This window comes from Vibrio sp. 1288 (assembly GCF_033344475.1).
Genome location: NZ_JAWPOX010000756.1, coordinates 1 through 611 on the forward strand (window position 1 = coordinate 1; position 611 = coordinate 611).

The window sequence follows — 611 nt, forward strand, 5'->3', positions numbered from 1 at the left end:
ACTCAGAAAAGGCTCTGATTTCATGATCGATAGAAACCTCCTTTTGTTGGCTTTCGTTTTCATACACACCAAAAACGTTGTAGTTAAACAGTCCCCCACGACCAAACTTAGCTGGAGAAAATCGCCCCATGTCGTGTGCAGATAAACTCTGCATCGGCAACCAGTTCGGCGGAACGTCGATCGCCAGTTGCAATGACGATTGCAAATAACGCACGTTAACCCCAGCAATGGAAGAAACGTCAATCCTGTCTTCCGTTCCTGGCAACGATTTGGCCGTAACGCCAACCGCTATTAGATCTTGCCGCTGGAGAAAGTACTGTTCGCCAATGCGCTCGACTTCGGTAATATGCCCCGTCGCTCTTTGATTGATCACCAATTCTAGTTTCAAGCTAATATTGTTAAACTTATCAAAAGAAAAGTTTTCAGGACTCGGTAACTCAGAAAAACTGTTGGGTGAGTTCGCACAAAGGCCAATATTGCTCCACGCCATACTTAGTAATCCAAGCCAAAGCAAGACATACATTTCATTGCGTCTGTTCATTATTATCATTATTGCGTCAATGGTATTTTGTAGCGTTTACCTCCAATATTCGCACTCAAACTCATATTGT

Annotated in this window: 1 pseudogene; it reads right to left on the minus strand. The window is 43.5% G+C overall.

Annotation, left to right across the window (positions count from 1 at the left end):
* Window positions 1-490: pseudogene (locus R8O11_RS29185) on the minus strand (fimbrial biogenesis outer membrane usher protein); the annotation flags it as partial.
* Window positions 491-611: the final 121 nt, after the last annotated feature.